Annotated in this window: 14 protein-coding genes; 2 read left to right on the forward strand and 12 right to left on the reverse strand. The window is 67.8% G+C overall.

From position 1 onward, the window contains the following. Window positions 1-236 precede the first annotated feature (236 nt). The 6 genes from ACTWNK_RS15235 to ACTWNK_RS15260 form a co-directional block, all read right to left on the reverse strand. Window positions 237-1193, reverse strand: a complete 957-nt coding sequence (locus ACTWNK_RS15235; protein WP_474304609.1) for an NAD(P)-dependent alcohol dehydrogenase — start codon at window positions 1191-1193, stop codon at window positions 237-239. A 99-nt stretch (window positions 1194-1292) separates the two neighbouring features. Then, a complete protein-coding gene (locus ACTWNK_RS15240; protein WP_474304610.1) occupies window positions 1293-1604 on the reverse strand; it encodes an AzlD domain-containing protein in 312 nt (103 codons plus the stop codon). Continuing rightward, on the reverse strand, window positions 1601-2269 hold the full coding sequence (locus tag ACTWNK_RS15245) for an AzlC family ABC transporter permease (RefSeq protein WP_474304611.1): 669 nt from the start codon (window positions 2267-2269) through the stop codon (window positions 1601-1603). The genes ACTWNK_RS15240 and ACTWNK_RS15245 overlap by 4 nt, the downstream gene beginning before the upstream one ends. Before the next feature lie 9 nt (window positions 2270-2278). Further along, window positions 2279-3142: an AraC family transcriptional regulator gene (locus tag ACTWNK_RS15250; RefSeq protein ID WP_474304612.1), complete on the reverse strand. Its 864-nt coding sequence runs from the start codon at window positions 3140-3142 to the stop codon at window positions 2279-2281. After that, complete coding sequence (locus ACTWNK_RS15255) at window positions 3139-4608, reverse strand: serine/threonine-protein kinase (protein ID WP_474304613.1); 1470 nt, start codon at window positions 4606-4608, stop codon at window positions 3139-3141. Before ACTWNK_RS15255 ends, ACTWNK_RS15250 begins: the two co-directional genes overlap by 4 nt. A gap of 28 nt (window positions 4609-4636) precedes the next feature. Then, a complete protein-coding gene (locus ACTWNK_RS15260; RefSeq protein WP_474304614.1) occupies window positions 4637-6571 on the reverse strand; it encodes a serine/threonine-protein kinase in 1935 nt (644 codons plus the stop codon). Window positions 6572-6941: 370 nt separating this feature from the next. Here ACTWNK_RS15260 and ACTWNK_RS15265 point away from each other — a divergent pair, with 370 nt between their 5' ends. Beyond that, on the forward strand, window positions 6942-7877 hold the full coding sequence (locus ACTWNK_RS15265; RefSeq protein WP_474304615.1) for a chorismate mutase: 936 nt from the start codon (window positions 6942-6944) through the stop codon (window positions 7875-7877). Between the two features lie 537 nt (window positions 7878-8414). Here ACTWNK_RS15265 and ACTWNK_RS15270 read toward each other — a convergent pair. Next, window positions 8415-9767, reverse strand: coding sequence for an amino acid permease (locus ACTWNK_RS15270; protein WP_474304616.1), 1353 nt, complete (start codon window positions 9765-9767; stop codon window positions 8415-8417). A gap of 172 nt (window positions 9768-9939) precedes the next feature. Between ACTWNK_RS15270 and dnaE the strand changes: the two genes are divergently transcribed. Continuing rightward, a complete protein-coding gene (gene dnaE, locus ACTWNK_RS15275; RefSeq protein WP_474304617.1) occupies window positions 9940-13467 on the forward strand; it encodes a DNA polymerase III subunit alpha in 3528 nt (1175 codons plus the stop codon). Window positions 13468-14292: 825 nt separating this feature from the next. On the opposite strand, the gene ACTWNK_RS15280 is transcribed toward dnaE, so the two are convergent. The 5 genes from ACTWNK_RS15280 to ACTWNK_RS15300 all read right to left on the reverse strand — a co-directional run bounded on the left by ACTWNK_RS15280 (window position 14293) and on the right by ACTWNK_RS15300 (window position 24748). Continuing rightward, a complete protein-coding gene (locus ACTWNK_RS15280) occupies window positions 14293-14823 on the reverse strand; it encodes a Hint domain-containing protein (protein ID WP_474304618.1) in 531 nt (176 codons plus the stop codon). A 58-nt stretch (window positions 14824-14881) separates the two neighbouring features. Beyond that, window positions 14882-15118 (reverse strand): hypothetical protein, encoded by a 237-nt coding sequence (locus tag ACTWNK_RS15285; protein WP_474304619.1) that lies wholly within the window; start codon window positions 15116-15118, stop codon window positions 14882-14884. A 230-nt stretch (window positions 15119-15348) separates the two neighbouring features. Continuing rightward, the gene (locus ACTWNK_RS15290; protein WP_474304620.1) at window positions 15349-15846 is read right to left on the reverse strand and encodes a hypothetical protein; all 498 of its coding nucleotides are present in this window, start codon (window positions 15844-15846) and stop codon (window positions 15349-15351) included. After that, window positions 15843-24008 (reverse strand): RHS repeat domain-containing protein, encoded by an 8166-nt coding sequence (locus ACTWNK_RS15295; protein ID WP_474304621.1) that lies wholly within the window; start codon window positions 24006-24008, stop codon window positions 15843-15845. The genes ACTWNK_RS15290 and ACTWNK_RS15295 overlap by 4 nt, the downstream gene beginning before the upstream one ends. A 35-nt stretch (window positions 24009-24043) precedes the next feature. After that, complete coding sequence (locus ACTWNK_RS15300) at window positions 24044-24748, reverse strand: hypothetical protein (protein WP_474304622.1); 705 nt, start codon at window positions 24746-24748, stop codon at window positions 24044-24046. Window positions 24749-24837 lie beyond the last annotated feature (89 nt).

Here is a 24837-nt window from a genome sequence, read left to right on the forward strand (position 1 = left end):
TGGGGTGGTGGCGGGCGTTGTGCGGGCCCTCCCAGGGAGCGGTGACGGCTGCCCGCTCCTGAACAGTGAGCGCAGCTCATCGCTGCGAGCCCTCCAGGGTTGAGCGGTGACCCGAGGGTAAAGCGCCTGGTCAGAGGGGCGTGGACCGGCCGTCCGAACAGTGGTCCTGCCGGTGTCCGCCAGTGGTGCAGCGGTGCAGGTCAAAGCGTCGCGGTTCTAGCCTTCCGGCGTCCCGCTCAAACGGTGATCACCACATTCCCCCGCTTGCGCCCACTCTCCACATACCGATGCGCCTCGACCAACGCCCCCATGGCATACCGCCGATCGATCACAATACGAAGCTCGTCCGCCTCGATAAGCCCCTTGAGGAACAGCAACGCGGCGTTCTTCTCGATCGACATCCCCGACACCACCCGCCGACCAGGCGACAACGACGTCCCGAACGCCAGAAGCGTGTTGTGCAGCCCAGTGGTAGGCGCGTACCGCCCCTTACGCGCAAGCACGCCCCGGGCCCGGAAGAACGACGACTTCCCCAGTGTGTCGAAGACGATGTCGTACGGCCCGCCGGACCGGCTGTAGTCCTCCTTGGTGTAGTCGATGACGGCGTCGGCCCCGAGCTCGGTCACAAGGGCGGCGCTCCGGCCCCCGCACACGGCGGTGACGTGTGCGCCGAGGTGCTTGGCGAGTTGTACGGCGTAGGTGCCGATGCTGCCCGAAGCGCCGTAGATCAGGACCTTGTGACCGGGGCGGATTCCGGCCTTGCTCAGGAAGTACAGCGCGGTCGAGGCGCCGTCGACCGAGGCGGCGGCCTCCTCGAAGCCGATGTTCGCCGGTTTGACGGCGAGGGAGGCGCGCTGCGGCAGGCAGATGTACTCGGCGTTGGCGCCGATCCGGAATCCGGCGAACCCGAACACCTCGTCGCCGGGCCGGAACCGCGTGACCCCGGCCCCGACCGCCTCGACCACGCCCGCGAGCTCCGTACCCAGCGTGCGGACCCTCCGGCGCGGACGGCGGAAGCCGAGGATCACGCGCCCCCACAGCGGCTCCCCGCGCCGCATGGCGCACTCGGCCGATGTGACGGTCGTGGCGCGTACGCGGATCAGCACGTCGTTCGCACCGGGCACGGGCTTGGGCACCTCACGCAGATCCAGCACATCAGGCGAACCGAACCGGGTGTATACCGCCGCTTTCATAGGCGTACTTCCTGTCGGGCAGAACAGGGAAGGGACGCGCCCATCATCGACGAAGGCAGCTGTGGAGAAGCTGAGAGCCGGCCCGGAAGAGGCCGATCCCTAAAGCCCCGCCCACCGCAACCCGGCGGTCACCACGGCCGCCACCGCCAGCACCAGGAGGAACGGCGCCCGCAACACCAGCGCCACCACCGCAGCCCCCAGCCCGGCGGTCCTGGCCACGTCGAAGTCCAGCCGCTGCCCATCGGTGAACATCTGCACCGCGATCAGCGCCGCCAGCAACGCGACCGGCACCAACTCGGCGAACCGCGACACCACGGGATGGTCGAGCACCCGCCGAGGCGCGGCCAGCCCGGCGAACTTCAGCGCGTAGCACCCCACGCTGACCACCACGATCGCCCACCAGAGACTCATCGCGACCTCACCAGCACCACGAGCACGGCCGCGGCCGACAACAAGACGGGCACTCCTGGCGGTACGAACGACGCCGATGCCAGGGCGATGACGGCCCCGGCCGCGGCCAACGCGCGCAGGCGTGGTTCGGCGGCGAGGCGTGGCCACAGGATGGCCAGGAAGGTGGCGGGACCGACGACGTCGAGACCGAGCACGGCGGGATCGCCCAGCGCGGAGGTGCCCAGCGCGCCCAGCAGCGTCGTAACGTTCCACATGACATAGAGGCTGGCGAACGTCACGAAGAACGCCGTCCTGGCCGAGTCGCGGTCCGGCTGGGCCATGGAGACGGCGGTGGTCTCGTCGATCACACCCTGGGCGGCGACCAGGCGGCGTGCCCCGCGGACCTTCAGCATGTCGGCCAGGCGCAGGCCGTACAGCGTGTTGCGGCCGCCGAGCAGGAGGGCGCCGACGGAGGCCGCGGCGAGGTCGCCGCCGCCGCCGACCGCGCCGACGAGGGCGAACTGGGTGGCGCCGGTGAACGTCAGCAGGCTGAGCGCGCACGCCTGGAGAACGTCGAGCCCGGCGGTGATCGCCGCGGCCCCGAAGGCGACGCCGGACAGGCCGACGGCGACCCCCACGCCCAGTCCATCCCGGATCGCTGCCGACCGGGTCGTAGTTTGTTCCATATGCCCAGGTTAGAAGGGGGGCAGATCAGCCGTCTTGTACGTTCCTGCGACTCCGCCCTGCACCCCGGCGGCCCGCTGGTAGGCCGCGGGCGGCACCCCGACGATGCGCTTGAAGTGCCGGGTCAGATGCGACTGGTCGGTGAACCCCACCAGCGGCGCCACATCGGCGGGCCCCACCCCGGACTCCAGCAGCTCGCGCGCCGTACGCACCCGCAGCGTGTTCAGGTAGGCATGCGGCGGCAGCCCGGTCACCGCCTTGAACGCGCGCAGCAACGAGAACGGCCTGGCGTCGACGGCGGCGGCGAGCTCCTCCATCGACGGCGGGTCGACCAGCCGTTCGTGCAGCAACTCCCTGGCCAGCCGTACCGCCGTGCCACCAGCCGACAGCGGATCGGCGACCGGACGCGGCGTCGCGTAGCGGGTCAGCAACTCGGCGAACGCCATCCGTACCAGCGACGTCGCCGCGAGCTCGTCGCCCTGCCCGGTCGCCAGGTGCGCCTGGACCAACAGCGAGGCCGCATGCGGATCGGCGACGACCTGACGGGGGAAGAACGGCACACCGTACGGCAGGCGGAGCTCGGCGGCCAGGCCCTCCAGGGTGGACGTCGACGGGTACAACATCCGGTACGCCCAGCCGCCCGGCTCGCCCGCCTGGCCGGTGTGCTGGTGCTCGGGATTGACCAGGACGACGTCGCCCTGCCCGGCCCGATGGAGCGTGCCACGGTACTCGAACTCCTCGACGCCCTTCGTGATCACGCCGATCGCGTAGCCGTCGTGCACGTGCTTGGCGAACCTGTGCGTGACATACGTGGCCTCGAGCAGATCTAGCCCGGGCAGTGCCGGATTGCGCCAGAACCTCGCGCGTTCCCTCATCCTCTGAAGGTATCCATGAACGTCTCGAAGTAATGCCTGGCATCGGCCCACCGCACGTCCGGCGTCTGCCACTGCAGGGCGAAGTGCCTGCCGTCCGGCCAGCGGAAACTCCGGTTCAACGCGTGGACGCGGGTCGCGCCGTCGTTCCTGACGTACTCCCAGTCGGCCGCGCGCACACCCAGGTAATGCAGTGCGGTGATGCCGACGCGCTCGTAGCCGGGGAACTCGCCCTTGCGGACGATCTCCCGTTCCAGGTTGGCGACGCGCTTGACGGCGTTCGGCTCGGGGTCCTCCGGCTCGGTCCACTCCACCAGCAGCAGGTCGTCACCCGAAGGCGGGCTCACCCGCACACTGTCGCGCCCTGGCGTGCGCACGGCGCTCCAGCCCTTGGGTACGGCGATGCTGAACCCGCCTCCGGCGTTGCGCAGCAGCCGCCACCCGGCGGGCACGGCGCGTACGGGCAGCGTGGGCGAGGGCTTGGCGGTGGGCGAGACGGAGGGCGAGGCGGAAGGGGTCGGCGAGCCGGAGGACCGGCCGGGCAGCCCGAGCAGCAGCCAGGCCCCGCCCCCGGCGGCGAGCACGGCGACCAGCGCGGCGGGCACGAGCCACCGCCCCGGCCGCCTCCGCTTGCCCGAACGCCGTCGCGGGGGTGCGGCGACGGTCACCGTGGTGGCTCCGTCCAGCCGGGCGGCCGCCTCCGCGGCGCTCATCCGCAGGCCCGGATCGCGGCGCATCAGCCCTTCGATGACCGGCGCGAGCGCCCCGGCCAGCCGTGGGCGTGGCGCGTCGGTGCTGATGACGGCGGCCACCGTCGCCGCCCACGAGTCGCGCTCGAACGGCGCTCGCCCCTCGACGGCCGTGTACAGCGTCGCGCCCAGCGACCACAGGTCGGACTCGGGCGATGCGGGCTGCCCGTTGAGCCGTTCGGGCGGCATGTAGGCCGGAGTGCCCACCAGGTGGCCCGTGGCCGTGACCCCGGCCTCGGCGGCGAGCGAGGCGATGCCGAAGTCGGTCAGCACCACCCGGCCGTCGTCGGCCAGCAGGACGTTCTCCGGCTTGACGTCACGGTGCAGCACACCCGCACGATGCGCCGCGCGCAGGGCGTCGAGCACGCGGGCGCCCACATGGGCGACCTGGGCCTGGGCCAGCGGCCCGCTCTCCTTGACGACGACGCCGAGCGAGCGCGAAGGGACGAACTGCATGACGATCCAGGGTCTGCCGTCCTCCTCGACCACGTCGTGCACGACGACGACCGAAGGATGGTCCATGCGCCCGGCGGCCCGCGCCTCCCGTATGGTCCTGCGGTTGAGCTCGGCGCGCTTGGCCTCGCCCACGCCGACGTAGCGGACCTCCTTGACGGCCACGACCCGGTCGAGCAGCTGGTCGTGCGCACGCCAGACGATGCCCATGCCGCCTTCGCCCAGCGGCTCGAGCAGGACGTACCGTCCGGCGATCCTTCGTTCCACCCGCGAATGGTATCGGGCGAATCATCCGCTACTTCGCGGGCTTGAAGGTGGCGGCGAAGCTGTCGAAGTAGTGCAGGTCCTTCTTCCAGCGGCTGTTGAGGTTGTGCCAGTAGATGGCGTACCCGCGGCCGTTGTCGGTGATGAACCCCCTGTTGCGCACCCGGGTCTTGCCCGAGTTGGTGTTCCAGGTGAAGTCCCAGTCGGCGGCCTTCTTCTGGAAGTCCACCTTCTTGATCTTGATCAGCTTGTAGCCGCCGAAGTTCCCCTTGGCCGAAGGCTCCTGGTCACGCCAGTCCTTCAGCGGGTCCGGCCCCGGATTGGAGGCCTCCTCGATGAGCAGGAACGCGTTCGGCGCGGCGCCGGGCCCGCGGAAGAAGACGCGGTTGCCGCCCTCGCGCTTGAGCACGTCCCAGCCCTTGGGCAGGCCGATCGTGAAGCCCATCTCCTTGTCCTTGTAGGACTTCCAGCCGTCAGGCAGCGCGGAGGCCGGTTCCTCGGTCTTGGCCTCCGTCGGCTCGGGCGTGGGCGAAGGGGAAGGATCTTCGGTGGGCGTCTGCGAGGGGCTGGCGACGGGAACGGTGGGCTTGACCACGTTCGCGGAGACGTCGGCGGGATCCGGAGCGGACGCCCTGCCCAGGTACAGCCCGATCCCCGCCACCGCCACCAGCCCCGCCAGCGCCGCGGCGGCCATGGGCAGTACCTTGCGTCCCGGCGAACGCGAGGACCCGCCCTCGATCGTGCGCCCCTCGTCGTGATCGGCGACCATCGCGAAGAACGGCGAATCCTCCGAACGATCGGGCTCGGCCGCCAGTGGCGTCGTCACCGGCTTGGGCGGCGTCGCATACGGCGAACGCCGCTGTGGCTCGGCCCGGGGAACCGGAGCGGGCGCGGGAGTCGGCGCCGGGGGCGTCGTACCGCGAGGCCGTCCCGAGATCTCGGCCTCGCCCGGCCAGCCGGGCGTCTCGGGAACGGCCGGAGTCCTGGGCTCCACGCCGATCCGCACACCCGTGGCGGGCAGCTCCGCGATCGCGGGCAGACTCGGATCGGTAGGCGTGTCGTCCTCGGGCACCTCAGGTACGGCAGGCGCCTGCCGTACCTGCTGGGCACGCCGTACGGGCGCGGGCGGCTTGAGCGCGTTCTCGGTCTGCCACAGGGCGTGACGCAGCAGCCGTGCGGCTTCGTCGTGGCGCAGCCGGTGCTCCGGCTCCTTGGCCAGCAGCCCCTCCACGACCGGCCCGAGCGGCCCGGCGTGCGGGGAGGGCGTGGGGTCGTCGTTGAGTACGGCATGCATGGTCGCCATCGCCATGCCCTTGTCGTGCGGGGCCTTGCCCTCAAGGGCGGCGTACAGCGTCGCGCCCAGCGACCACAGGTCGGACTCGCGGCCCGCCGGAAGGCCCTTGAGCCGTTCGGGCGCGATGAACGCCGGTGTGCCCGCCAGGCCCGTCATCGTCAGCGCGGTCTCGGTCTCCAGCGTCGCGATGCCGAAGTCGGTCAGCACCACCCGGCCGTCGTCGGCGAGCAGGACGTTCTCCGGCTTGACGTCACGGTGCAGGACACCGGCGTCGTGCGCGCTGCGCAACGCCTCCAGCACCGCCAGGCCGATCTCGGCGACCTTGGCGGGCGAGAGCGGGCCGTCCTGCTTGATGACGGTGCCGAGCGAGCGCGAGGGGACGAGCTGCATGACGATCCAGGGCCGGTCGTCCTCCTCGATCACGTCGTGCACGACGATCACGTTGGGGTGCTCGAACCTGGCCGCCGCCCGCGCCTCGCGCATCGTGCGCCGGTTCAGCAGGTGGACCTCGTCGCCGAGCACGGCGGCGTACCGTACCTCCTTGACGGCGACCGTGCGGTCGAGGAGCTCGTCGTGGGCGCGCCAGACGATGCCCATGCCGCCCCTGCCGATCGGCTCCTGCAGGTGGTACCGGCCGGCGATGCGGCGTCCGTCATGCTGTCCATCCGCCATCAACAGCTCAAACCCCCTCCTAGGCCCTCGAAATACTCCCATAGCGATGGATCAACGGCGACCTGCCCGGGAGAGAGATCCTCATGTGCGGTCGGCCATGATCCGGGGTGGGAGGTTCCCCAGGTGAAGGAGCGGTATAAGGTGGACTCTGTGACTAGGTGCTTCGTGTTTACCGAGCCGGCTCCGGGAGGGCCGGTCGCGCTGGCATGAGATAGCGACCACCTGGAGTCGGCAAAGACAGAGACGTCGGTCTCTGTCTTTTTTGTTGTCCACAGGTCTTTTTGTTGTCCAGAGTCCCTTGTTTCACAGTCTCTTGTTCACAGTCTCTTGTTCACAGTCTCTGCGGGACGGAACCTGAAGGGGAGCCGAGATGTCGTCGACCATGGAACAGCGCGTCCTGCGCATCGGTGAGCTCAGCGTCGGCGCGGGACCCGCCGTGGTGATCGGCGGGCTGAGCGGCGCCGACGCGCGCTGGCAGAGCCTGCGCGAGCACCACGGCCGCAGGCCCGCCGCCGACCTGCTGCCCGCCGACAGGCCCGCCGCCGAAGGCCCGCTGCTCGTCGAGCCGAACTCCACCGCAGACCTGCCCGTCATCGCCGAACGCGCCGACGCCGTCGTGATCGGCGCCACCTGGACGCAGGACGCCGAGCTCGTCCGCGCCGCCGCCAGGACCGGCCTGCCCGTACTCCTCCAGCGCGCCCCCTCCGCGACCCTCCAGGAGTGGCTGGCCGTGGCCGACCGGTGCGCCGCCGAAGGCAACGACAGCGTCCTGCTCTGCGAGGGCGGCACCCGCACCTCCCTGGGCCACCTCACCCTCGACCTCACCCTCCTGCACGCCGCCCGCCAGCACTCAGGCCACCCCGTACTCGCGGCCCTCCCCGACCCCACCCTCGCCCCCGCCGCCCTGGCCACCGGCGCCGACGGCCTCCTCCTGCCGCCCGACGCCTCCCCCGAGATCGTCGCCACCGTCCGGGAGTCGGTCATGCTGCTGAGCGCCCTGGTCCGGCCCGAGCATCCTCGTACGTTGGGGGAGTGCCGCGGGGCCATCGACCGGGTGGACGCGGCGTTGGCGACCCTGTTGGAGAGGCGGGCGGAACTGGCCGGGACTGTGCAGCGGTTGAAGCCCGTTGGTGGGTTCGCCGGGAGGGACATGGAGAGGGAGAGGCAGCTGGTCGCGGCGATGGCCGTCCGTGCGCCTGGGCTGGGGGAGGGGCGGTTGGGGAGCGTGATGAACGCGGTGATCGAGGCGGGGCTGGAGCTGGCGGAGGAACGGCGGAAGAGCGGGCGGGGTGAGGGGGAGCGGTGAGCGTGGGGGGTGGGGTAAACCCTCCAGGGTTGAGCGGTGACCCGATAGCAAAGCGGCAGCTCGGAGCCCCGCCAGAAGCCGGGCCGAGACGCTGTTTCGCCGGAGTCCGTCAGTAGTGCATCACCGCAGGTCAGAACGCTGCTGCGCGGCCTCGTCCGCATGCACTGCTCTCACCCGCGTACCCGCATTTCCACCGATCGCCCACCCAACACGCCCACGCAGGACCCACCACAGCACTCGGCACAACGCCATCCAAGCCCCCACCCAGCCTGCCCCGTTCGCCCACCTCACCCCCGACACCACGCTCCAAGCGCACGCACACAACGCCATACGCCCGTACGTCTCGGAAATCCCCGGACGCAAGAGCGCCCTCCGAACGCGCCACCGCGCAACGATCATGCCCGCTGAGGCCCGCCCCCCACGCCTGTACGCCCATCAGTACCGCGGCTCCCCAGCCCCACGACACCCACACACCCACCCACGCCCCTCCACCCCCCACCTCACCCCCCAACGCTTGGCCCCGCCGTAAAAGGCAGCTCACGCCTCAGCCCGACGCACGACCCGCCACCCCACCGCGATCCCCACCACCAGCACCGGGATCAAGAAGAACGCGATCCGCTGATCCTCGTCCGCGAACGGCATCAAGCACACCACCAGCCCCAGGAACCCCAGCGTCCCCCAATTGCTGTAAGGCGACAACGGCATGGAAAACGTGCTGACGTGCCCCCGCCGCCGGAGGCGGATCTGGCAGTACACCAGTGTCCCCCACGTCGTGATGACCCCGAGTGACGCGACGGCGGTGGCGATGTTGAAAGCGCGTTCGGGTACGAAGTAGAACAGCGCCACCCCGGCCACGAACACCGACGCCGTCATGAGGATGCCCCCGGTCGGCACGTGCCGGGCGCTGAGCCGGCGGCAGAAGTGGGGGGCCTCGCCCTTGTGGCCCATGGAGCGCAGGATGCGGCCGGTGGAGTACAGGCCGGAGTTGCACGACGACATGGCGGCGGTGATGACGATGAGGTTCATGGCGTCGGCCGCCCACGGTATGCCGAGTGCGGTGAACACGGTGACGAAGGGCGAGGTGTCCTTGGAGTAGACGGTCCACGGCAGCACCATCGCCAGCAGCAGCACCGAGCCGATGTAGAACACGGCGATACGCCATACGACGCCGTTGATGGCCTTCGGCATGATCTGGCGGGGATTGGCGGTCTCGCCGGCGGCGATGCCGACGAGTTCGATCGAGGAGTACGCGAAGACGACCGACTGCAGGCTCATCAGCACGATCGGGAAGCCGTTGGGGAAGAACCCGCCGTGCGAGGTGAGGTTCGACACCCCGGCCTGGTACCCGCCCACGTCCAGCGCGAAGATCACCAGCACCAGCCCGATGACCAGGAACGCGCAGATGGCCACCACCTTCAGCAGCGCGAACCAGAACTCCAGCTCGCCGAACAGCCGCACCGACACCAGGTTCACGATCAGGACGAACGCCAGCGCGATCAGCGCGGTCAGCCACTGCGGAAAATCGGGCGCCCAGTACGACACATAGGTGGCGATCGCCGTCAGTTCGGCGATGCCGGTGAAGGCCCAGTTGATCCAGTACATCCACCCGGAGGCGAAGCTGGCCCACGGCCCGACGAACTCGCCCGCGTACTCCACGAACGACCCGGACGTCGGCCGGTACAGCACGAGTTCGCCCAGCGCCCGCATCACGAAGAAGGCCGCGAGCCCGGCCACGGCGTAGGACAGGACGAGCGCGGGCCCGGCCGCGGCGAGGCGTCCTCCGGCGCCGAGGAACAGACCGACGCCGATCGCGCCGCCGATCGCGATCATCTGGACCTGGCGGTTGCCGAGCGCCGGTGCGTAGCCCTCGTCGATCTCCGTACGCGTCACCCGTGCGAGGATATCGGCGCAGGTCAGCCCGCTACGGCCGCCGCGCCGATGCTTGCAACGTGTCTGGTGTTGCCGACACTGAGGTCGAGATGACGGCGAGCGAGCCTGGATGTCCGCCGGGCCCATTAGGCTCGTGGGGCACATCCGGTCTCGCTAGAGGAGGCGCCGCTCCATGTCGTCCAGTGACTCGTTTGTACACCTGCACGTGCATACCGAGTACTCCATGCTGGACGGCGCCGCGCGCCTCAAGCAGATGTTCAAACAGGTCGGCGATCTCGGTATGCCTGCCATCGCCATCACCGACCACGGCAACATGCACGGCGCCTACGACTTCTACCGTCAGGCGACCGGCGCCGGGATCAAGCCGATCATCGGCATCGAGGCCTATGTGGCCCCCGAGGCGCGTTTCAACAAGAAGCCGGTCCTGTGGGGCGAGCCGCACCAGAAGCGTGACGACGTCTCCGCGGGCGGCTACTACACCCACATGACGATCTGGGCGCGCAACAAGAGCGGCCTGCACAACCTCATGCGCCTGTCCTCGCGCGCCTACACCGAGGGCTTCGTCCGCAAGTGGGCCCGCATGGACGCCGACATCCTCGCCGAGCACGCCGACGGCCTCATGGCCACGACCGGCTGCCCGTCGGGCGAGGTGCAGACCAGACTGCGCCTGGGCCAGTACGACGCCGCCGTGGCCGCCGCCGCCAAGTTCCAGGACATCTTCGGCAGGGAGAACTACTTCCTGGAGATCATGGACCACGGCCTCGACATCGAGCGCCGCGTGCGTGACGGGCTGACCCAGATCAGCAAGGACCTCTCGATCCCGCCGCTGGTGACCAACGACTCGCACTACACCTACGAGTCCGACGCCGCCTCCCACGACGCGCTCCTGTGCATCCAGACCGGCAAGCAGCTGTCCGACCCCGACAGGTTTCGCTTCGACGGCTCCGGCTACTACATCAAGACCGCCGACGAGATGCGCGCGGTCGACTCCTCCGACCTGTGGGCCGAAGGCTGCCGCAACACGCTGCTGGTCGCCGAGCGCGTCGACCCGGCCGGGTTCTTCGAGTTCAAGAACCTCATGCCGACCTTCCCGATCCCCGAAGGCATGACGGAGATCGAGTTCTTCCGCCAGAGCGTGTGGGAGGGCATGGACAGGCGCTGGCCCGAAGGCTTCGACGACGAGCACCGCAGGCAGGCGGAGTACGAAATCGGGATCATCGAGCAGATGGGCTTTCCGAGCTACTTCCTCGTGGTCGCCGACTTCATCATGTGGGCCAAGGAGAACGGCGTGCGCGTCGGTCCCGGCCGAGGCTCGGCCGCGGGCTCGCTGGTCGCGTACGCCATGGGCATCACCGACCTGGACCCGCTGCCGCACGGCCTGATCTTCGAGCGGTTCCTCAACCCCGACCGCGTGTCCATGCCCGACGTCGACATCGACTTCGACGACCGCAGGCGCGCCGACGTCATCCGCTACGTGACCGAGAAGTGGGGCGCCGACAAGGTCGCCATGATCGCCACGTTCGGCACCATCAAGGCCAAGGCTGCCATCAAGGACGCCGGTCGCGTCCTGGGCTACCCCTACGCGCTGGGCGACAAGGTCTCCAAGGCCTTCCCGCCCGCCGTCATGGGCAAGGACATCCCGCTTTCCGGCATCTTCGACAAGGACCACCCGCGCTACAACGAGGCCGGTGAGCTGCGCAAGCTCTACGACGAGGACGTCGACGTCAAGGCGACGATGGACCTCGGCAAGGGCCTGGAGGGCCTGATCAGGCAGACAGGCGTGCACGCCGCCGGAGTGATCATGTCGGCCGAGGTGCTGACCGACCACATCCCGATCATGCGGCGCGACGCCGACGGCGCGATCATCACGCAGTTCGACTATCCGACCTGCGAGACGCTCGGCCTGCTGAAGATGGACTTCCTCGGCCTGCGCAACCTCACCATCATGGACGACTGCCTCAAGATGATCGAGGCCACGTCCGGCGAGCAGATCGACATGCTCAAGCTGCCGCTCGACGACCGCAAGACCTACGAACTCCTCGGCAGGGGCGACACGCTGGGCGTGTTCCAGCTGGACGGCGGCGGCATGCGTTCGCTGCTGCGGCTGATGAAGCCCGACAACTTCGAGGACATCTCCGCCGTCGGCGCCCTGTATCGCCCCGGCCCGATGGGCGCCGACTCCCACACCAACTACGCGCTGCGCAAGAACGGCCATCAGGAGATCAAGGCGATCCATCCGCAGTTCGAGGAGTCGCTCGCCGAGATCCTCGGCACGACCTACGGCCTGATCGTCTATCAGGAGCAGGTCATGGCCATCGCGCAGAAGGTCGCCGGGTTCTCGCTCGGCAAGGCCGACCTGCTGCGCCGGGCGATGGGCAAGAAGAAGAAGTCCGAGCTGGACAAGCAGTTCGAGTCGTTCGAGGCCGGTATGAAGGCCAACGACTACAGCAACGAGGCGATCAAGACCCTCTGGGACATCCTGCTGCCCTTCTCCGACTACGCCTTCAACAAGGCGCACTCGGCCGCCTACGGGCTCATCTCGTACTGGACCGCCTATCTCAAGGCGAACTACCCCGCCGCCTACATGGCCGCGCTGCTGTCGAGCGTCAAGGACGACAAGGACAAGTCCGCGCTCTACCTCAACGAGTGCCGTCGCATGGGCATCAAGGTCTTCCCGCCGGACGTCAACGACTCCGACTTCGACTTCACCCCCCGAGGCACCGACATCCGCTTCGGCCTCTCGGCCGTGCGCAATGTCGGCGGCAACGTCGTCGACGGCATCATCTCCGCACGCAAGGAGAAGGGCCGCTTCTCCGACTTCAAGGACTTCCTGCGCAAGGTGCCCGCGATCGTCTGCAACAAGCGCGTCATCGAGTCCCTGGTCAAGGCCGGGTCCTTCGACTCGCTCGGCCATGTCCGCAAGGGCCTGGTCATGGTGCACGAGCAGGCCGTCGACGCCATCATCGACATCAAGAAGAACGAGGCCATCGGCCAGGACTCCCTGTTCGGCGCCGTCGAAGGCGGTGAGGACCAGACCTTCGACGTCCAGGTCCCGGTGGGCGAATGGGACAAGAACACCCTGCTGCAGTTCGAACGCGAAATGCTCGGCCTGTACGTCTCCGACCATCCGCTGTTCGGCGTCGAGCACATCCTGGCCTCGGGCGCCGACTGCTCGATCGCGGCCCTGCAGGACGAGTCCCGGGCCGACGGCCATGTCGTCACGGTCGGCGGCATCCTGTCGGGCGTGCAGCGCAAGGTCACCAAGAAGGGCGACACCTGGGTGCTCACCCAGCTGGAGGACCTCGAAGGCGCGATCGAGGTCATGATCTTCCCGTCGTCGTACCAGCTCTGCTCGACGATCCTGGCCGAGGACGCCATCGTGTTCGTCAAGGGCCGCATCGACAAGCGCGAGGACGTCGCGAAGATCATCGCCATGGAGGTCACCGCCCCCGACCTCTCCATCGAGGCCGGAGGCCCGCTCCTGGTCAGCCTCCCCCTGGCCCGCTGCACCCCACCCGTCGTAGGCCGCCTCAAGGAGATCCTCACCAGCCACCCCGGCACCTCCGAGGTCCACCTCCAGGTCCACAACGGCCCCAAGACCACCGTCGTACGCGTGGAGGACCGGCTCCGCGTGACGCAGTCTCCCTCCCTGATGGGCGACCTGAAGCAACTCCTGGGGCCCGCCTGCCTGGGCGGGTGAGCCGGCCTTCGGCTCGTGTACGGCTATCCCCGAGCGCGCCCGCGGAATGAAACGGAAGGCCCGTGGCTTTCGGGATCGTTCGCTACCGAAACCACGTACTCCCGACCCGGATACGCCAGCGCGAGAGCCGAACTCCACGTCCTGGAAAGAGTGACAGCCAGGCCTCCCAGTGCGTCGTATTCAGCGGGAGAGCGTGGCGCAAGAACGTCCCACAGATGGACGTGATTAACCATGCTCTCCACCAGCCCCGTGTCCCCCTCGTATTCCTTCATCCACGCGTCCCCAGGCGGCCAGTTGCCGCCGTATGGCCGAAGGTCGATTCTTCGGACGAGATGATTCGCTCGACCACGGCCGGCCAGGAGGGATTGTTGCCATCGCCGAGCCTGACGATCAGCAAATCCCTGAATCCCGACAGGAGCACACCGGAAGTGCCGGCATCGCAGCCCAGGGCGAAGGCAACAACGGAGCCGTACGTCCCGTCTAGGCCGTGCAGTGCCGGCCTGTGACGGACGGACTTGAATAGCTCTCGATAGTCAATGAATTATCTCGGAACGGGAATTCGTTGGGGAGTGGGTCAGCCCATAGGGCCTTGTAATTCATTGACGGGAAGGCCCGCTCTGCCTGTGAATCCATCGTAGGCTCTGCCGTTGCGACCACCACCTCACGGTGACCCCATTGAGTCCGTTTGCCGCGTCATCTCCCCACGTTGGACGTCCCGGGGGGTGACTGAATTCGGTGGACGTCCCCGCCGATCTGCTCTTTAATATTGCGCGCAACAGCCTCACATCCGCTTGATCCACAGACCTCAGAGGCGGGGCGCGGCCTTCAATTCGGACCAAGATCGCCGCATTCCCCGCTGTTGTGCGCCAGGATCGGCGTGCTACCGGCCAGTGCGCAGTGGGTGCGGATGTCCTCGACGCTCAGGTTGTTGACTCGCTGGTGCGCCGTCCAGTGCTTGACGGTCGTGATCTTGACGCCATCCGAGATTCGAAGAAGCATGCCGATCTTGAGTTCTGTGGGGGGTACCCAGAAAGGGTGCTCGGCTGTGGCGGTCAGCGACTCGGGGCGGACTCGACCCTCCCTGTCATCGCTGATGCCGATACGAACGAGCTTCTTGCTGCCCGCGCCTTCGATGGGGGCCTTGACGACGCGGGCCTCGGTTACGCCAGTCGAAGGATCGGCGGCGACGACGTTGTCGCCGATCTTGATGTTCTCGATCGGTTTGCGGGTGCCGTCGGCCATCAGGACTTTGGTGCCGGGGATGAAGCTGTTGCCGCACGAGGTCTTCTTCGGAACGAGGTTGACCGGTGGGTTCACGCGCTTCTTCCAGGCGTTGAAGGCCTGGTCGTTGCGCATGCGGCCGGGGCGGCCCGATACCGCCTTGTCGGTGCTGCCGCAGTGCCCTCCCGCTGGGCTAGGAGCAGGGATTGCTCCATTTGGGGATACGCAGGTCGAGAAGAGGGGTGGGGCTGATGGAGCGGGCCGACAGATAGGTCGGGTCGGTGGTGGAGTCCTCGATCTTCCCGAGGAAGCCGCGGTCGGTGAAGGACAGATCGTCCGCCGCCTCGTCCAGGCGGCCCCCGCCCCCGACCCCGCCGACTGGCCCGCCTGACGCGCTCTGCTCCCCCGCATCACCGCCCTGGCCGACCATACCGACCCGGCACCACCACCCTCCTCCTGGACCAGGCCGCCTCCTTCCTGCGCGATCAGGGCGCGCCCGGCCAGGCGATCGCCTACCTCGAACGCGCCCTGACCACCCCAACGCCCTGACCTCCCGCAACAACCTTCTGTCCTGAGAGGCTGGGTACGCGGCTGGCGGGTGGCTGTGCGCCTAGTGCTGATCATCCGTCTGCTGATGAGCGGTCCACATCGAGTAGATGTTCAGCTAACGATCCAAGAAGTTTCGCCTTCCGGCTGAAAAAGAGCAGCATAAAGAGGTGCTTCGCTTCGCCCGTCGATCAGTGAAATAGAAACGGGTGTCATCAGATGTTCAACGGGCACAAGCGACACCCCATTTCTCGCCAGCGTGTTGATGACCTTTTCCGCAAAGCTGTCCGGGGGCTGCTGGGCTGAGATGATTTCGCCCGGCCCATGGCCATCATCTCCCACGGAAAAGATCACCGCGTAAGGCCCCACCATGGAGAGCTTGACAATTAGCGGAGAGGCCCCGTTCACGATATATGTGAAGCACACATCGCAATCGATGTCGGTGTCATCGTCCACCCTCCACTCAACTTCTAGATCACGAAGCGCCTCTCGGTACGGGTTACGATCGCTGCTCTCTCGAACGAAGTAGAACTTTGGATGACTCAGATCTCTGTACGAGGAACGCAAGGCATCCAGGTAGGCCGAGGCGACATCGCCGTCGCGCTTGCTCACTTGTACTCTTTCCCCTTTGGGTGGGCGTGCACGTTGCCTGAGCCATCCATGTGAACCCGGACAGAGGTCTGCCAGCCGCCTCGCGGCCCCCGACCGACCGGTTTGCCGAACTCGTAGTCTCTCACGCCAGGACGGCCTGGAACCGGCGTCCCATGAGCCCACGCATACTGCGCGTAAGCATCAGCCTCGCTACGGCTATTGAACGTCGAGGTCGGCTTGCCAGCCTCGATTCGCTTGTCATAGCTCTGAGTGCCCACGACGTGACCGTCTTGCTTCTGGCGCGAAACAGGCGGCAGGGGCGGGTCGCAGGGAGTTCCGGAAGCATTGTGCACGAGAACAGGTGTCGGGCCGACAAACGCATAGTAGGTATGCAGATCCTCTACAGTGAGGTTGTTTACCTGGGCTCGATACGCAGTCCACATGGTGGCGCTCGACACCGTGGCCTGCTCGCCATCAGCTGTCCGAAGAGACATTCCAGGTCTGATCTCGGCCGCCGGCAGCCACTCGTTCTCGCTGACAACCCAGAACGGATGATTTCCGGTTGCAGTGATCGTGTTCGGGTGAAGGGCGTTCTGTGATGATGCCGTCACTGCGATCTTCACGAGAAGCTTGTGCCCGTGTCCGACTATGGGGGCAGCAACAACTCGTGCCTCTGTCCTGCCGGTGGCGGCTTCTGAGGCCATGACGACATCGCCGATCTTGATGTTCTCGATCGGTTTGCGGGTGCCGTCGGCCATCAGGACTTTGGTGCCGGGGATGAAGCTGTTGCCGCACGTGGTCTTCTTCGGAATGAGGTTGACCGGTGGGTTCACGCGCTTCTTCCAGGCGTTGAAGGCCTGGTCGTTGCGCATGCGGCCGGGGCGGCCCGATACCGCCTTGTCGGTGATGCCGCCGTAGCCCTCCCACTGGGCGGGGGTGTCGATGTCCTCCTGCTTGCGGATTCCGCGTTCGCGTGCCGCCTTCTTCTTGTCGGCTATGCGGTCCTTGTTCTCCTCGCGGTCGCGCTGGTCGGCCTGCTTCTGCTTGGCGAGGGCTCGCTGGCGGTCGCGGGCGGCCTTCTCACGAGCCTCCCTGTCCTTCTTGTACTTCGCGTAGGCGTCGTTGTTCTTCTTCTCCTGCTTCTTCCAGGCCTTGGACTTCTTCTGCCCGCTGGATTTGTGAGTCTTGGAGAAGGTCTTGTCGGACTTGCGATTGCCGGTGTCGACGCGCAGCCCGGTGGGGTCGGAGAAGCTGATGGGGTTGTTGCCGGCGTAGGAGTAGGGATTGCTCCATTCGGGGATACGCAGGTCGAGAAGAGGGTCGGGGCTGATGAAGCGGGCTATGGCAGGGTCGTAGAAGCGGGCCGACAGATAGGTCAGGTCGGTGGTGGAGTCCTCGATCTTCCCGAGGAAGCCGCGGTCGGTGAAGGGCAGGTCGTCCGCGCCCCGGCGCTGACCGAAGGGCAGGTAGCGTTCGCGATTGACCTGGCTGGTGGCATCGGTGATGGCCAGTTGCTCGGTGCCCTGCCCACCGGACAGCAGCCAGATGAGGCCGGTGGTCGTGGTGCGCATGGCCACGGTGGCGCCGTCGCCGGAGGTGTAGTACCTGGTGCCCTTGAGCTGGCTGTTGGCCAGTTCGAGCTCCATGTCTCCCAGGTAGAGGGTGCTCTTGCCTGGGGTGCGGCGGATGAGGCGTTCACCGTCGGCGTCGTAGACGTTCTGGGTGGGGGTGCCGTCGACGGTGGTCCGGGCGAGTTGGCCGAGTTCGTCCCATTCGAAGGTGGCGTTCTTGCCCGCGACGTTGCGGGTGAGCATCTGTCCCGCGGTGTCGTAGGTGTAGGTGTCGGTGCCGCCTGGACGAGTGATCGAGGTGACGGCGTTGGGCCTGGTCGCACCCGGACCGGCCGGATACGCGTAGGTGGCCTGCTGGCCGTTGTCGGTCAGGCGGGTGATGTTGCCGGTGCGGTCGTAGGCGTAGGTCTGCTGGTAGGGGTCGATTCCCAGGTTGTCGGCCCCGGTGACGCCCGAGGCGCATCCATCGGCCGTGGTGGTCCACGCTGCGCTGAGGCGGTGGCGTGCGTCGTAGGTGAAGCACTCCGACTGGCCGACGGTCGTACCGCTGATGGCACTGGCCCGGTCGAGAACGCGGAGCACGGCGTCGTCGATGTCGTAGCTGAAGACATCGTCCTGCGCCGTCACGGGTGTGGCGGTGTTGGCCTTGGCGACTGTCTTGAGGCCGGTGAGCCTGCCCGTCGTCTCCTCCCAGGTCAGGCTGCGCTTGACCTGCCCGGAGGCGCCGTACCTGCGGTTGTCGAGCCGCCCGGTGAGGGTGAAGGCGGTGTCCTTGACGTAGGTGGTGGCGCCACCGAAGGTGGATGTCAGGCCGTAGGCGTAGCCGAGGTCGGTGTACGTGGGGGTGATCGTCTCCTGCGGCAGGCCGCCCGCAGCGGGCATCGTCTGCTGGGTGAGCATCCCGGCGGCGTTGTAGGCCGAGGTGAAGGTGAACGGTCCGGCGGTCGCCAGCGCGCCTTCCGACGCGGGGAGTGTCAGGGTCGTGCTCGTGGGCCGGTAGTTGGCGTCGTAGGCGTTGGCGGTGCTGATGTACGGCTGGCCCGCGGTCCAGCGGGTGGTCGTGGCGGGCAGACCCTTGAGCGGAGTGTCGAAGGTCCACTCGGCCAGTTTGGTACCCGTGCTGACCTCGCCGGCCCACTGAGCGGTACGGCGACCCAAGGCGTCATAGGTGTAGGAGATCTTCTGGTTCTTGCCGTCGATCGTGTACGTCGTCTGACCTGCGGCGTCGTAGGCGGTCGTGGAGGCGCCCGCGTCCGGGTCTGTCTGCCCTGTCGGCTGGCCGAGCCAGTCGTAGGTGAAGGTGCGGATATTGCCGTCCGCGTCGATGATCTTGGTGATCTGCCCGGCGGGATCGTACTCGTAGGTGGTGTCGTTGTGGCCGGGCCCCGCGTCCGGCGGGTCGATCGTCAGGTTCTGCCACGCCGACCACGCGGAGGACACACTGCCGTCGACGCCCCGAGCGCGCCAGCGCACCTTCCAGCCGTCCGTCAGCTGTCCCGAGGGGATGGTGACCAGGGCGTTGCCACCGGAGACGACCTGTGGTGAGAAGCCTGACCAGATTAGTCCGCTGCCCTGACCTGTGGTGGCGGGGTCGTGTTCGACCTCGACCTCGGCCCTCGGTGTTCCGCCGCTGGGAGAGGTGAGTGCCGCCGACAGTTGCGGGGTGAGCGTGTCGGTGACGGTGGCTCCGCCGACGACCTGCGACGGAATCACCGACAGAGTCCCGACGACGGGCGGTTGCGCGTCGGGCAGGTCGACCTTCACCGTTTGCCAGGCCGACCACGCCGAGGTGGCCGTGGCGCTGACCGCTCGGGCGCGCCAGCGCAGTGACCAGCCGTCGGTCAAGGTCGAGACCGGGACGGCGACGGCGGCCTGCGCTCCGGCTGCGACGGTAGGGGAGGAGCCCGACCAGATCAGCCCGGTGCCCTGACCGGGAGCGGCAGGGTCGTGCTCGACCTGGAAGTCGGCGGTGAGATTGCCTCCGGCCGGATCGTCGACGATCGCCCGGAGTTGCGGCGTGAGGGACGTGGTGATCAGCTGCCCTGCCACTGTGGTGGACGGGTTGACGCTCAGCGTTCCGGTCGCAGGCGTGGAGGGGGTGACGTAGGTGACCGTCAGCTTGGGCGTGTTGGCGCAACCGCACCCCGAGGAGGAGAAGGTCCTGGAGAACTCGGGCCCCGAACTGGACTCCTGCGCCTCCTTCAGATGCACCCCGTGGTTGGCGGTGCCGCCTGCCCAGGCTTGGGCGATGGTGGTGACGGTCCACACCCAAGGGCCGGCGGTACCGCAGCCCGCCGGGTCCTTGACCGTGACCTCGCCTGCGGTGCTCGCGGCGGGCTTGCCCGCCCAGGTGAGGCTGCCCGCGCTCCACGAGGCGGTCAGCCGCTGAGCGGTGATGCCCGAACCGGAGGTGCCACACCCGCTGGAGAAGGTGTTGTTCAGCTGGAGCCTGGCGTCGGTGACGGTCTTGCCGGAGATGGCGGCGGTGTCGAACTTCAGGTACGCCCTGTCGATCTCGAAACCGCTGAACGGATCGTCCAGCACGCCTGTCCACAACTGCTGCGGGTCGCTGGGCCCGCCGAAGTTGGAGATCCAGGTATCGCTGGACAGGGACAGTGTGGTCGTCGGATCGACGGTGATGGGCAGCGTGGTGGCCGGATCGGTCAGGAACTTCGTGCTCGGCTTCAGGACGAGAACCTGCCTGCCGTTCTCGGTCAGCACCTCACTGTCGACCTTGGTTCTCCGGCTGCCCTTGCCATCCCACATCACCGGGGCCGGGGCGGAGGCCACCACCTGACCCTTTTGGCCGGGGCGGGTCAGGAGCAGACGGCCTCCGGAGCCCTCGCTCAGGTCGAGACCCGTGGTCGTCACGGGGATGCGTAGTTCGAGGGGCCCTGTGGGACGACGCCGGATGAGCACGTCATGACGGAAGCCCGTGGCCACCGCGGTGACGACAAGATCGGCGCCGGGGCCCGCGGCGTCGCGGTAGGTCGCGGTGCTGCCGGACACGACCGGCTTGGGCAGCGGCACAGGCCAGCTCAGGGCCACCCGCTCTCGCGCACCATGTGTCAAGATCGCGAAGGGACCGGAACCTCCGGCCGAGAAGGTCACGTCGGCCTTGGCCGCCTTCGGCTTCAGTACACCGTCGGCCGCGATCAGCGTGGTGTCGACGGGAACCCAGGCCCCCTGTCGTCGGAGCCTGACCGGCCCGGAGTAGACCTGAGTGGTGTAGCTCTTCCCGTCGGGATGGGCGGTGGTGGTGCTGGTCTCCGAGGTCAGCGCCGTGACCTCGACGGGCAGGCGCGTACGCTGTGCCTGCGCCGACGCCGTCCGCCCCGCCTGGAGCGCGAAAGCCTCCAGTGGTGACGGGGCGGGCACACGTGTCTTGCCGTCTCCGCTGAGCGGCGCCCTGGTCTTGTTCCTGTCGGCGCTCAGGGGCGCCTCCGCGCTCGGCGTGGCCCGCAGCTGACTCTGTCCCGCCACGGTGGTCCACTCCTCGACCTTGGTCACCCGGCCGAAGACGTCGTTGTGGTACACGGTCTTGCCGCCTCTGGGGGGCAGGACCTCGCTGCGGTCGGCGCCGGGATAGGCGGTGGTCGTACGGCGCAGCTCGGTGGCGAAGCCGTAGTCGATGTCGGCGCTCTTGCGGCCCTGATGGTCGTAGGTGCTCTTGGTCCATGAAGGCAGCGAGGTGGAGGCGGGGTTCAGCAGGCCGGAGCCCGGCGCGGCCGTGTTGTGCACCGGCTCGGCGGTCACGGCTTGGTGGCCGCGGCGGTCATAGGCGGTGACGGCGACGATTCTTCCACCGCCAGGCGACGGCGTCTGGAGCTCTCGCACCCGGCCGAAACCGTCCTCGTAGGAGTGGGAGGTGAGCCATTTCGCCGTCGCGCCCGTGCCCGTGAGCAGCTGGGAGGTACTGACCTTGACCGGGCCGTTGGCCTTTCCGGTCGTGGCGTTGACCGGCAGGGTGTAGGTGGCGGTCGCCGTGGCCGTTCCGCCGCTGCGCGGCTGGGCGGGGCCCCACACGGTTGTGGCACGGCCGAGGGCGTCGTAGTCGATCTCGCTGGTCTTGGTGTTGGGATCGACGCTCTTGGTCGCCTGCCCGTGCAGCGCGGAGAGCCAGGTGGTGCTCTGGTGGGTCAGCGCGTTGGTCACCTGGACGCCGTTCACCGGCCAGCCTGAGGCGGGGTTGTACGCGATCGTGGTCGAGCGGTTCAGCTCGTCGGTCGAGGAGGTCGCCCTGCCGTACAGGTCGTAGGTGGCCTTGGTGGTCACCACGTCGGCCGGCCCCGTCGATGCTCTGATCTCTGTGACGTCGCCGACGGTGGGCACGTTGGCCCCCGGGTCGGTCGAGCCGTCGTAGAGGGTGACCTTGCGACGGATCACGTCGCCGGAGGAACAGTCCAGCCCCTTGCGGGTCTCCTGGCCGGAGGCCGTGTCGATCATCCAGCGCCCGGATGTGGTGTTGCGGGCGTATGTGATCTTTGTGCAGGTGTCATCGGTGGTGATGCCGTCCTGGCCGAGTTCGCGTACCTCGGTCGGCAGCCCGAAGGGGTCGGAGACGAACTGCTTGTCGCCGTATCTGAAGGCGCCGTCGGCCGTCCGCTCCCTGCTGCGCTCCCGGGCGAGGCTGACTGTCACGGACGGGATCGGGCCGGTGGCACCGTTCGTCGTGAGAGCGTACTCGTAGCGTACGGCGGACTCCTCGCTGTAGGTGCTCGGCGCGGTCACACGCCAGGTCCGCTGCTCCAGAAGACGGCCGGCGAGGTTCGCGCCGTCGGTGACGCCCGCTCCGTCGAACGCCGTCAGCGTTCCGCCGACCCCCCTGAAGAACGTCTCGGTGCCCACCTCCCAGTCGGCCAGGTTCTCCGCCTCCTCGATCGTGCGGACGGTGGCGTAACCGCGCCACTGCGCGATGTCGGGCTCGGTCGGGTCGGGCACCTGGACGTAGCTCTGGTTGGCCTTCCAGGCCGGAGCGCCCAAGTACTCGTACCTGGTTACCTGGTCGGGCGAACCGGCTACCAGGTCCTTCTCGGTAATCTCCACGGCGAGCTGGCGCTGGTAGTCGGTGACAACCCAGTCGTAGCCGACGATCTCCTCTTCCCACCAGCATTCGCCCGTGTCCGGGTCGCACACCTCGACCCAGTTGACGATGTCGTACTCGTCGCGGTGCCTCCAGCAGTCGGAGGCCGTTCCCGTCGCACAGGGCGTCGCCTGGCCGTACACGATTTCTGTACGGCCTCCCATTCCGTTCTCCACCGCGCCGACGCGGGGAAGCGAGACCGGGACGGGGTCGGGGGCGACCCGCGCGTCCTTGACCGTACGGCTGACCGCCATGACGGCGTCGAAGGCGATGACCGGAACCGTGATCGGCGTGCTCGTCGCCAGGCCGGTCGTTCGCAGGGTGTCGAGCCACAGCACCGACTTCGGAGTGGGACCGCCCTGTCCGGCGACGCTCTTGTAGGTCAGGTTCACTCTGGACACGTCGTCCCAGGCCGCCCCGACCTTTGCATAGGCGGTGACGGCGTCGAGTCTCTTGGTGACGAAGAAGGCGGTCGCCGGGTTGGCGCAACCCGCTGCCGCGTCACAGCGCAGGTCCGTGGGCACGTCGGTGATACCCGTCAGCTCGCTCGTGCGGTCGACCGACGAGAACTCGATCTTCGCCGTGGGGGTGCTTCCCGCGACCCTGAGGTTGTGGCCCCATTCGACCTTCTGCGGGTAACCGCCCCTGTCATAGGCGGCGCCGGTGCAGGTGGTCGCCGTCCAGCAGAGGTGGTTGATCTCGCGGGTATAGGTGTAGTCGGTGGCGTTGCCGTGAGCGTCGGACTCCTGGTCGAGGTTCCAGCGGTAGGTTCCGGCACACAGGGGGTTGCCGGTGTTGTAGCGGTCATAGCAGGGCTCGCCGGGCTCGTTGCCCACGTACTGGGTCTGCCAGGCCGCGTCCCTGCGGTAGCCGAGCCGGTGCACGGCGCCGCTCAGGTCGGTGATCTTCCAATAGTCGCCCGCCTCGCCACCCGCGACCAGCTCGACCTTCCAGCCGTGGTCGTTCTCCGTTCGCCACTGTCCGGTCGTGCGGTCCTTCAGCAACTGCGTCGTCACACCGTCAAGGGACAGCACCAGCTCCGAATGCGCCGCATCGCCGGTCGAGGCGTCGGCGTCGTTACCGTCGGGCGACTCCCAGCACTGCAACTGCTCCAACTCGGGCCGTGCCGCCGCGTCCATGGCACACGAGGCGAAACGCCGCTCGACGAATCCGGTCGACACGTCCCAGCCGAATCCCGCCCAGCCGGATTGGGGGTTCGTCGCCCACGACATGGAGTCCACGGCCGCGGAGTCGTAGACCAGATCGAGGCCGGGGCCGTCGTCGACCGGCGATGGCGCCTCAGGCAGGGGGAAAGTCCAGGAGAAGCCGCCGTTGGAGGAGCCGGCCTGCCAGGATCCCGAAGGCTTGAGGTCGGTCGCCGAGAACGTGCCTTCCGACGAGGAACCTGTGCTGGAGGCCGACACGGCCAGCATGTACACGACTCCGGCGCTCTCGCCCTTGGCGGCGTCGACGGGCACATCGGCCACGACTCTGCCGGCGACCTCATCGTTGGTCGACGGGACCGGCACCGGCCGTGCGTCACATGCCTGCGGTCGCGGCGTGATCAGGGCACAGGCCGCCACACGAACCATGCGCAGGCGCGAGGTGAATCCACCGCCGTGCGCATCGCGAAAGCCGTCATAGGACAAGGCGAGTCGTACACGTCCTGTTCCGGATTCGCCATCGGCTCGGACCAATCCGGCGCCGACACCGATTCCTCCCAGCTCCGCGACCTTTCGGGCGTCGAATGACTCAACTCCGACGCGATCCACAATGTCGACCCGAGCCGCCGGCGCATGCGACCGAGTTCCGAAGGGGGCTCATTCCTGTTCTTGCCGCGTGGCACCTCGGAGACCAGAACCGGAAGGGCGCCCACCGGGGTCAATTGCCGCACATTGCGGATCGGCGCCTCGGATACGCCTGCCTTCGGCCACACGGCAGCGCGGGGCACGCGAGGGATCTGGTGGTCCTCTGCGGCGTTGAAGGGGCTCACACCTGGGATTTCTCGCCCGTTCACCGAGTGTTCGGGTTCGGGGGCGGCCTCTGCCACGGACTCGCGCGACAGGCCGTCGTACACGACGAGTCCGGCGGTGAACATCGTCACCACGATCCCGACAACGGTTAGATCGAACAGGATTCGCGTACGTAAGAAACCCAGCATGGCGACGCCTTCCACCCGAGCTGAAATGTCAGGAATTTCATCCTGGCTGCGATAAAGAATGCATAAGCCAAGCTCGGCCATTGTGTGGCGCAGCGGAATTTCGATCAAGGTCTACGATGATCACTCGTAGTCGTCGGCGTGAAACCTTTAGCCACAGACGCAGGTCATTTGCATGAGAATTGCCGTCCACTGAGAGC

It is taken from the genome of Nonomuraea sp. IBHARD001, from assembly GCF_056106265.1.